The sequence below is a fragment of the Actinomadura geliboluensis genome (assembly GCF_005889745.1).
Classification (GTDB): domain Bacteria; phylum Actinomycetota; class Actinomycetes; order Streptosporangiales; family Streptosporangiaceae; genus Spirillospora; species Spirillospora geliboluensis.
Map to the genome: position 1 here is coordinate 1 of NZ_VCKZ01000326.1, position 10,362 is coordinate 10,362.

At 75.5% G+C, this 10,362-nt stretch carries 6 protein-coding genes; 2 read left to right on the top strand and 4 right to left on the bottom strand.

All coding sequences use genetic code 11. The features are described 5' to 3' along the window. Together ETD96_RS45230 and ETD96_RS33000 are read left to right on the top strand one after the other, a co-directional pair. The coding region (locus ETD96_RS45230) for an ATP-binding protein (protein ID WP_171069352.1) at window positions 1-1,728 on the top strand (1,728 nt) is incomplete at its 5' end. 25 nt (window positions 1,729-1,753) lie between these two features. After that, window positions 1,754-2,407, top strand: coding sequence for a DUF1361 domain-containing protein (locus ETD96_RS33000; protein ID WP_138640402.1), 654 nt, complete (start codon window positions 1,754-1,756; stop codon window positions 2,405-2,407). Between the two features lie 16 nt (window positions 2,408-2,423). On the opposite strand, the gene ETD96_RS33005 is transcribed toward ETD96_RS33000, so the two are convergent. Genes ETD96_RS33005 through ETD96_RS33020 form a run of 4 tightly spaced genes read right to left on the bottom strand, consistent with a single transcriptional unit; the run spans window position 2,424 to window position 9,876 of the window. After that, entirely contained in the window at window positions 2,424-3,161 is a 738-nt protein-coding gene (locus ETD96_RS33005) for a maleylpyruvate isomerase family mycothiol-dependent enzyme (RefSeq protein WP_138640403.1), read from the bottom strand. Window positions 3,162-3,209: 48 nt separating this feature from the next. After that, entirely contained in the window at window positions 3,210-4,439 is a 1,230-nt protein-coding gene (locus ETD96_RS33010; protein WP_138640404.1) for a glycosyltransferase, read from the bottom strand. Further along, the gene (locus ETD96_RS33015) at window positions 4,436-8,668 is read right to left on the bottom strand and encodes a beta-ketoacyl synthase N-terminal-like domain-containing protein (protein WP_171069353.1); all 4,233 of its coding nucleotides are present in this window, start codon (window positions 8,666-8,668) and stop codon (window positions 4,436-4,438) included. Before ETD96_RS33015 ends, ETD96_RS33010 begins: the two co-directional genes overlap by 4 nt. Next, window positions 8,665-9,876: a KR domain-containing protein gene (locus ETD96_RS33020; protein WP_171069354.1), complete on the bottom strand. Its 1,212-nt coding sequence runs from the start codon at window positions 9,874-9,876 to the stop codon at window positions 8,665-8,667. The genes ETD96_RS33015 and ETD96_RS33020 overlap by 4 nt, the downstream gene beginning before the upstream one ends. Between the last annotated feature and the right edge of the window lie 486 nt (window positions 9,877-10,362).

Here is a 10,362-nt window from a genome sequence, read left to right on the forward strand (position 1 = left end):
GCGGAGTACCGGGCGATGGCGTCCCGGCTCGCGGCGGCGGGGGCGCCCGGCGCGGAGGTCGTCGCGATCCGGCCGGGCGACGCGGAGGCGATCGCCGCCGGGATCAATCCGCTCGAACCGGCTCTCGGCCCGGACGGGCGGCCGTTCCCGCTGCAGACGCACGCCGATCTCGTCCGGGCGCTGTTCCTCGCCGCGTTCGAGGCGGACGAGCCGTTCCCGCAGGTGCTGTCGGCGGCGCTGACCCGCTGCTACGAGCGGCTCGGCTGGGACCTCGCGCTCGGCGAGCCCGCCGTGCCGGGGACGTCGCCGCGCTACCCGACGCTCGCCGACCTGCAGTCCGTCGCCGAGCAGGTCGTCACCGACATCGGGTACGGCCAGGAGATCACCGACAACGTGCGCGGGTTCATCCGGGTGCGGCTGTCCAGCCTGCGGCTCGGCACGACCGGGCGGTTCTTCGAGGGCGGCCATCCGATCGACTTCGACGCGCTGCTCGCCCGCAACGTCGTCTTCGAGATCGAGGACGTCGGCGACGACCGCGACAAGGCGTTCCTGATGGGCACCGTCCTGGTCCGGCTGGTGGAGCATCTGCGGCTGCGGCAGGGCGGCGGCGGTCCGGCGGGGCTGCGGCACCTGACGGTGTTCGAGGAGGCGCACCGGCTGCTGCGGCGCAGCGAGCAGGCGGGCCCGGCGGCGCACGCCGTGGAGACGTTCGCGAGCCTCCTCGCGGAGATCCGCGCGTACGGGGAGGGGCTGGTGGTGGCGGAGCAGATCCCGTCCAAGCTCGTCCCGGACGTCATCAAGAACACCGCCGTGAAGATCGTGCACCGGCTGCCCGCGCGGGACGACCGGGACGCGGTGGGCGCGACGATGAACATCACCGAGGCGCAGTCGCAGTTCCTCGTCACGCTCACGCCGGGCGAGGGCGCGGTGTTCACCGACGGCATGGACTTCCCGCACCTGGTGCGCGTCCCGGACGGCTCCCGGCTGGAGCGTCCGGACAGCCCGGCGCCACTGGCGTCGCCGGGCGTACTGGTGACGCCCCGGAGCGGGACGTGCGGGGCCGACTGCCGCGACTCCCCCTGCACGCTGCGCGACATGCGCACGGCCCAGCGCGCCGTGGCCGAGCGTCCTGAGCTGGTGCTGTGGGCGGAGCTGTCCGCCGCCGCGCACCTGACGGGCTGGGGCGCGCCGGGCCTCGACCCGGCGGTCCTGGACGGCCTCCCCCGGCGGCTCGCCGACTGCGCCGTCTCCCATGCGGTGGACGCCGCCGTCGCGTCCCGTACCGCGCCCGGCGCGTTGGCCGACCACATGGTGGCGTCCCTGAACGGCGTCGCGTGCACCGAAGACGAAGCCGTGTACTTCGCTGCCCCTTACCGGTGGTGCCTCGTCCTAGAAGAACTGCAGCAAGCACACAAAATGGACCCTGGCGGTGCCCGTCACCCACTTAGCCGCGAATGGGAGGCCCGCTACAAGCGGTCCATTCCCGGTGGCACTCTCGCCGACCAACTCAGTGCCGTGTCCGCCTGGTGGGAACGCGACCAACGCGACATGGACGCGCGCGCACTCGCGCTCTGGGGCACCGGTTCGGCCATCGAGAACGCCGTAGGGGCGCTGCGGACGGACGCCGACTGGGCCGACCGCCTCCGTGAGTCGGCCTCGCGCCTGCGCAACGCGGACGGCATCGTCGGGTCGTTCGTTTCAGGCGGGTCGTTCATTTCAGGCGAATAGAGGGCCGCTCATGCACCATGGAGCCATGGGGATTCTTGAGCAGGTCGCGCCGAACCTTATCGACGTCCTCCGCCGCGACGCCTGGTGGATGGGCTGGAACACGTTCCTCGCCTGGATCCCGGTCGGTCTGGCCTTCCTGCTCTTCCGCGGCCACCGCGTCTCCCGGTCGCCGTTCTGGTGGGCGGGGCTCGTGCTGTTCGTGCTGTTCCTGCCGAACGCGCCGTACGTCGTCACCGACCTGGTGCACCTCCGCAACGACATGCTGCTCGCCGACCGCGGCGGGCCGGTCGTCACGGCCGTCCTGCCCGTCTACGCGGTGCTCATCGGCTCGGGCTTCCTCGCGTACTACCTCTCGCTGTCCGCCGCGACGCGCCACCTCACCCGGCTCGGCCTCGGCGCGTGGAACGGCCGCGTCACCATCGGCGCGCACGCGCTCTGCGCGATCGGCGTCTTCCTCGGCCGCTGGGCCCGGCTGAACAGCTGGGAACCGGTCGTGGACCCGCACGCCACCATCGAGCGGATCGTCGTCCAGCTGACCTGGACGTGGGCGCCGATCCTGATCCTGGCGGTCTTCCTGGTCACCTGGATGTGCCATTTCATGACGAAGGCCATCGCCGAAGCCTCGTTCGACGCGACGCTGAAGAGCGCCCGGCGGCTCCGGGCGACGCGCACGTCCTGACCCTCGGCCCGGGGGCTCAGGCCGCGTAGTTGCGCAGGACGCGGAGGGCGTCGGCGGCGTGCGGGCCCTCGGCCGTCAGCGCGGTCTGCTCCGGGGTGAGTCGGCGGGCTCCGACGCGGCAGAACTCGGCGGCCGGGCCCGTGATGCGGGACGGGGCGGCCGGGTCGCCGAACGTCCAGTGCGTCCCGTCGGGCGCGGTGAGGTCGCAGTAGACGGGCGCGTCCGGGAGCCCTTCGACGGAGAAGGCGTAGGGCAGCGTGCGGTGGGCGAGCCACGCGATGTGCCTGATCCGGGCGGTGTCGGGGTAGGGCACGCCCAGCGGGACGGCGATGTCCTGGGCGTGGGCCCAGTGCTCGGCGATCCTCGTCGTGGCGAGCGTGCGCGGGGACAGCGGCGTCCGCACCCACGACAGGCGCGTGCCCGGCGGCTGCGCGCGCAGGAAGTCGGCGGCGGCGTAGGCCGTCTTGCGCCAGCGCTCCAGCAGGTCCGCCGGCGGCATGCCGCGCTCGGCGGCGACCATGTCGGCGACGACGCCGTCCACGGTCTTGGCGGCGTCGGGCGACAGGAAGGCGGTGGCCTCGCCGCCCGACGGGTCGCTGATCACTTCGTTGGTCTGCGCCAGATGCAGGACGACGTCGGAGACGGTCCAGCCCTCGGCATCGGACGGGCGGGCCCACTGCTCGGGGGCCAGCGCCGCCAGCATCGCGTCCAGTCGCCGGAACTCCGCGGTCAGGTCATCGAACACGTCCGCCATCCCGCCACGATAACCGAACGACATTCGGCCCGTCCCGTCCACAGTCGGTCAGGTGAGCTTCTCCAGCCGGTCGGCCGCGGCGGCGGCGCCTCCGGCGGCGGCGAAGGTCTCGCGGGCGGCCTCGGCGGCGGCGCGGTGCGGGCCGCCGTCCGCCAGCACGGCCGCGAGCGCCGCGCGCAGCTCCTCGGGACGGGCGTCCTCGAAACCGACGGTGACGCCCGCGCCGGCGGCCTCCACCCGGCTCGCGATGACGGGCTGGTCGCCCCGCACCGGCGCCACCACCAGCGGGTGGCCGTGCGCGAGCGACGCGCACACCGTCGCGTGCCCGCCGTGGCAGACGACGGCGGAGAGCCGTTCGAGGAGCTTGCCGCGCGGCACCCGCTCGCGGACGAGCACATTCGGCGGCGGCTCGGGCACGCCGCCCGGCGGCGCCTCGACGACCGCCTGGACGTCCATGCCGCGGACGGCCTCGGCGGCGGCCCGCAGGAACCCGGTCGCGGACGGCCCGGCGATCCGGCCCAGCGAGACGAGGACGGCGGGCCGGCCGTCCAGCCACTCCCACGGGAACGCGCACGGCGCGGAGCGTCCCGGCGCGGGGCCGACGAACGCGAAGTGGTCCGGGAAGAAGGAGGTGTCGCCGACGAGCGCGGAGGTGGCGAACACCAGCGTGAGGTGGTCGGAGAAGCGCAGGTCGATGAGGTCGTCGATGCCGTGGTCGAGCTGGAAGTCGCCGATGCGGTCGCGGACCTCCTCCTCGGCCTCCGGCAGCGCGGCGAGCGGGCGGGTGAACTCGGCGGGCGAGGCCGCGAGGGTCGCCCACGGGAGCTCGCGGCGCCGGGCCGCGACCGGCGCGGCCAGGACGAACTGGTCGGCGACCACCGCGTCCGGGCGGAAGCGGTCGGCGGCCTGCTCGACGCCCGGCATCATCGCGTCGCCGAGCGGGACGAGGAAGTCGTCCCACAGCAGGCGGAGGGCGTCGAGGCCGCGCCGCTCCAGCCACCGGTCCCGCATCGCCGCGCAGTCGTCGCCGGCGGCGGAGAAGATCCGGGAGCCGGGCCGCAGCAGGGCCTCCAGGGTCGGGCGGTGGCCCGCCCAGGCGACCTTGTGGCCGCGGCGGCCGAGTTCGGCGGCGACCGCCGCCGCCGGGGCGATGTAGCCCGCCAGCGGCGGCATCGCGAACAGGAAGCGGCGCTCGGGTGTGCGCGCCCGCTGGATGCCCGGGTCCCCGAGGATGGACGGGACCTGGACGCGGCGGGCGCTCGCGCGGCGCTGGGTCATGCTCGGCTCTCCTCCATGTCGGGTCCGCCGGACGCGGTCGTCCAGGCGACGACGTGCCCGTCGAGTTCGCGTGTCTGCACCGTGCTGACCGTCCCGCCGGCGGCGATGAGGAGCCGTTCGGCGTCCGCGACGGTCACGACGAGTTCGGAACCGTCCGCCGCCGCGTTCATCGACTGGAGCACCGCCTGCTTGGCGGCGCGTACCCGCGCGTTGTTCTCGTTGACGGCGAGCCCGATGCCGGCCTGGTCGCGGCCGGGCCGTACCAGGGCGACGCCCAGTTCGGCGGACGAGGCGATCGAGACGGTCAGGGGTTCCTCGAAGGGGCCGGTCACGGTCGGCCCTTCGTGGACGGTCAGTTCGGCGGGGAACAGGGGCCCGTGGCCGTTGCGCCACAGGTGGTCCCTGACGGCGTCCTTGGCGGCGATGCGTCCGAGCAGCCACGGCCCCTGCGCGACCGGCGGGAGGGCGTCGTACTCTGCGCGCTCCACTGCGCCGAGGTACTGGCGCATGAGGAGGTCGCGGGACGCGGTGCCGTCCCAGCGTTTGCGGGCCACGGTCCAACCGCCCGGTTGGGGCTCCCCCGTCCCCGACACCTCCGGGGTGAACTTCATCCGCCAGAGGGCTTCGTCGGTGTAGAAGCGGTGGGTGGTCCATCCGTCGATGCGTGCCCACACCGTGCCGTTCTCGTGGAGCATCTCCGCCGAGCAGCGCATCGTCGTGTCGGTGAGGGACTGGTTCCAGATGGTCGTCTCCAGGCGTTCCCCAGGGGACGGCAGGGGCCCGTACAGCAGGACCCGTTCGATCCCCACCGGGAACACCGTCTGGTTGGTGTCGCCGTACACCTGGATCCAGTGGGCGCAGAGCTGCCCGGCGCTGTCCAGGAGCGCGCCCGGCGTGGGCAGTGCGGTCAGGACGGCGTGCACACCGTCCTCTGCCAGAGCCGTGATCTCACTGATGCCGCGGTAGTGCGGGCCCTGGAACATCCAGCGTTCCTCGTACAGCCGCTCGGCGGTGACGATGGGCGGCCCCTCGATGGTGAGCGGCGTGCGGTCCGGGACGGGCGGCAGCGGGTAGTGCTCGGCGAGCAGGACCGTCCCGTCCGCGTAGCCGGGGATGTCGACCTTCACCCTGCGCACGCGGTCGCCGTCGTCGACGAGGTAGGCGCGGATGTCGGCCGTCGTCGGCGGCGCGGCGACGACCCACCGGATGGAGCGGACGTTCTCGAACCCGACGACGACCATGTCGGGCAGCAGCTCGCGCGCGGCGCCCGCCATCGCCTCCGCCAGCGTCGCCAGCGGGACGACGGGCAGCCGGTCCGACATCTCCGGCCAGCCGGGCGCCTGCGCGACCAGGCAGTGGTCGGCCAGGAACGGCATCGCCTCGACGGAGAAGACCCGGGAGACGCTCAGCTCGGCGCCCGCCGGGGACGCCTCACCCGACGCGACCGGCGACGACGGCCCGGCGCCGAGCGCCTCCAGGACCGACTGCGCCCCGGTCGCCGCATCGTTGAGCAGCGCCTCCAGCTCCGCCAGCACGGGGTCGTCGGCCGGGAGCGCGGGCACGCCCGGCGCCGGGCGGATCGGCTCCACCGCCCCGTCCAGCCTGACCAGCGGCGTACCGAGGTCGAGCCGCATGCCGGTGGCGGGCGCGGGCGGCGGGGAGGCGCCGTAGCCCTCCGCCCACAGCGCGGCGACGACGCGGCGCAGCTGCGCCATCCCGTCCCGCTTCGGCACGTTGACGGCCATCGCCAGGTGCTCGCGGTCGCCGAGCCGGTCGGCGACGAACCCCGGCAGCCCTCCGGGCCCGACCTGGACGAACGCCCGCACGTGCGCCGTCGCGTACAGCTCCTCGATCAGCGCGCTGAACCGGACGGGTTCGCGCAGGTGCCGGACGGCGAGGTCGCGGACCTCCTCCGGCGCGCCCGGGACCGGCGCCGCCGTGCACCCCGACCACAGCGGGACGCGCGGCGCGCGGATCTCCAGGCCCTCCAGCGAATGCCGCACCTGCTTCTCCGAGGCCTCCGCCAGCGGCGTATGGAACCCCGCCCGGAACGGCAGCTCCTGCCCGAGCACGCCCTCGGACGCGAGCCGCCCGAGGACCTCGCGGACCGCCGCCTCCGGGCCGCAGACCACCGACTGGTGCGGGCAGTTGTCGTGGCTGACGAAGACCCCGGACACGGCGGCCGCGGCCTCCTCCGCCTGCGCCGCCCCGCACCCGAGCACCGCGTACACGGCGTCGGCCCCGCCGGTGCCGTCGAGGTCGCGGACGAGCGCGCCCGCGTCGCACATCCCGGCGGCGGCCATCGCCGCCCACTCGCCGAGGCCGTGCCCCGCGACGACGTCCGGTTCGACGCCGAGCTCGGCGAGCGCGGCGGCCAGCAGCCGTCCGACGGCCATGGCGTCGGCGGCGCGGCCGAGCAGGTCGGCGCGGCCGGTCAGCTCGGGTGACGGCATGCCGAAGTGCTCGGCGACGTCGTCCACGCGCGGGTCGAAGGCGGGCTCGAAGCCGGGGAACAGGAACGCCAGCCGCCCGCCCTCGGCGAGCAGCGGCCGCGGGGAGAACCACACGTCGCTGCGGCCCCGCCAGGCCGTCCCGCGCTGGACGACGGCGCGCGCGAGGTCGAGCCTGCGCGGTGTCGGGCCGACGATCGCGAGCCGGCACGGCAGGTCGGGGACGTCGCCGGAGGTCCGCGCGAGGAGGTCCTCGTCGGGGACGTCCAGCGCCTCGGCCAGCTCCTCGGGGGTCCGCGCGGCGAGGCGCAGCACCGCCTCGCCGTCGCCGGGCGCGGCGACCGTCCGCCGCCGGGCCCGCCGCGGGGCGGCCGGCGGCGGCTCCTCCAGCACCAGGTGCGCGTTGACGCCGCCGAACCCGAACGCGTTCACCACGGCCCGGCGCGGCCCGCCGCGCCGCTCCCACTCGGCGGCCTCCCGGACGAGCCGGAGCCGGCCGTCCGCCAGCGCCGGATGCGGGTCGTCCGCGTGCAGCGTCGGCGGCAGCACCCCGTCGCGCAGCGCGAACGCCGCCTTGATCAGCCCGGCGATCCCGGCGGCGGGCATCGCGTGCCCGATCATCGACTTGACGGTGCCGAGCCCGACCGGCGGGCCGTCCGCGCCGAGCACGCGGCGCAGCGTCGCGAGCTCCGCCTCGTCGCCCGCCGGGGACCCGGTGCCGTGCGCCTCGACGAGCCCGACCGCGCCGGGCTCCGCCGGGTCCAGGCCCGCGTCCCGCCAGGCGCGCTCGACCGCGAGGACCTGCCCGTCCACCAGCGGGCTCATGCCCCCGGCGGCGCGGCCGTCGCTGGACGACCCGGCGCCGAGGATGACGGCGTGGATCCGGTCGCCGTCCCGCTCGGCGTCGGGGAGCCTCTTGAGCAGCACCATCCCGGTGCCCTCGGCGAGGAGCGTCCCGTCGGCGGACCGGTCGAACGGGCGGATCGTTTCGCTCGGGCTCAGCGCGCGCAGCCGGCTGAAGACGCTCCACACGGCGGCGTGATGCGCGTGGTGGACGGCCCCGGCCAGCATCGCGTCGGCCTGCCCGCTCCGCAGCGCCCGCACGGCGTGTTCGATCGCCAGCAGCGCCGACGCGCACGCCGCGTCCAATGTGTACGCCGGGCCGCGCAGGTCGAACGAGGCGGCGATGCGGGACGCGGCGAGGCTCGGCACCAGCCCGGCGGACGCGTCCGGCCCGTCCGGGCCGAGCCGGTCGCAGAACGCGCGGCGGATCTCCTCCAGCCGCGGCCGCCCGAGCTCGGGCACCAGTTCGGCGAGGATCCCGGCGACCTGGTGGGACGTCCTGACCCGCTGGTCGTGCCGGACCGCGCCCGGCGCGAGGTAGCCGCCGCGCCCGACGACCACGCCGATCCGGGACCGGTCGGGCAGCCGGTCGCCGCCGCCCGCGTCCGCGATCGCGTCCCCGGCGGTGCGCAGCGCGAGCAGCTGGTCGGGCTCCATGCCCGGCACCGCCGCCGGCGCGATCCCGAACCGGGCCGGGTCGAAGGTGGCCACGTCGTCGACGAACCCGCCGCGCCGGCAGTAGAACCGGTCGCTCTCCGGGGCGCGGCCGTAGGCGTCCGGGTCGTAGTAGAGCGCGGGGTCCCAGCGGCCGGGCGGCACCTCGGTGATCGCGTCGAACCCGGCCAGCACGTTGCGCCACAGCTCCGCGGCCGACCCGGCGCCGGGGAACACCGCCCCCGCGCCGACGATCGCGATCGGCACCCGGTCCTCGCTCACCGGTCGTCCCCGGTCAGCACCACGTGCGTCTCGTCCCCGTGCGCGATCTCGCGCAGCAGCGCCGCCGCGCCGGCGTCCGGATCCAGCGGGACGCCGCACGGCTCCGCGCCGTCCACCGCCCACGGCCCGAGGGAGGCGGCGAGCACCCGCCCCCGCAGCCGCGCGCGCCACACGTGCGCCAGCGTGCCGCACGCGTCGTCCGCCGCCGCGTCCCCGGCCCGGCCGCGCTCGCCGGTCACCCCGGCGAGACCGCACAGGACGGCGAGGAACCCGAGGTCCGGCCGCACCGCCTGGACGAGCGCCACCGCACCGTCCACCTTCACCTGGTAGGCCCGCTCCGGCGAATCGGCCGCCCCGGGCAGCGCGGCGCCGTGCACCACGCCGTCCAGGCGCCGATGGGTGAGGTAGACGTCCTCGACGACCCTCCGGAGGGCCTGCGGGTCGTCCACCGCGTGATACCGGACAGACGCCGCAAGCTCGCGCAGGTCGCCCAGCCGCAGGTTCTCCTCCGCCGCGCCGCCCGCCAGCTCGATGTGGCAGCCGCTCGTCCGGGCCAGCTCCCGGGCCACGCACACGGTGACCTCGTGCTCGGCCCCCGTCAGCAGGACGACCCCGTCCCGCCCGAGGCTCAACGCCGGACCCTCTCCGAGCGGCTCCGCCGGCAGCAGTTCCAGCCCGTGTCGCAGACCGTTCTCGTGCCCCACCACGACCGGCGCCTCGGCGGCCAGCAGCTCCGCCATGACGCGCTGGGCGATCGCCCGCGGCGTCTCCTTGGTGTCCATATCGACGGCTCGCACGAGCACCTCGGGATGCTCCTCGGCGACCGTCCGGGCAAGACCGCGCAGCCCCGCACCGGGTGCCGGGTCACCGACGCCGCCGCCCCGGAACCGGTGCCCGAACGTCCCCCCGGCCCCGCTCGCGAGGACGAGCCACCGCAGCCCGCCGTCCAGGGCCCGCTGAATCCCCGCGAACCCTCCGGGCAGCACGCTCGCCGCCCCCGGCCGCAGCGCCGCCAGCTGGATCAGCCCGTCGCAGGGCCCGTCGACGTCCGTCGGCGTCCGCACCTCCGCCCCGTGGCGTTCGAGCAGGTCGCCCAGTTCGAGGGCGATGCCGCAGCCGTCGTCCACCAGAAGGAACCGCCGCCCGGCGAAGACCGTCCCCGAGTCGGGCGGCGCCGGCAGCGGATCGAGATCCACGACCCGCGGCACGCTCCGCACCACCTGCCGAGCGACCCGCCCACCGGGCCGCGGCCACACCTGCGTGTCCACCCGCCGCATCCGCGGCACCCCCGCATCCGCCGCCCCAGCCGCAGGCGAGGACGCGGCCGCATCCAACGGCGAACCATCAGGCCAAGCCGACACCCCAGGCCCAGGCGCCACGTCCACCCGAGGCGACGGCGCGGACGGTGACACAGACGCAGGCGAGGACGCGGCCGCATCCGGCAGCGCTGCCTCAGGCCGAGCCGACACTCCGGGCACAGGCGGCGACGCGTCCGGCTGAACTGAAGGCGCGGACGGCGGCACAGACGCGGGCGAGTCTCCCGGCACAGGCGGCGACACGTCCGGCCGAATTGGAAGCGCGGACGACGTCACAGGTGCGGGTGAGGGCGCGGGTGCATCTGGCGGTGCTGTGTTGCTGTCTCTTATACCCATCTGACGCTGCCGACGACGGAGAGAGTGTAGATATAGGTGGTC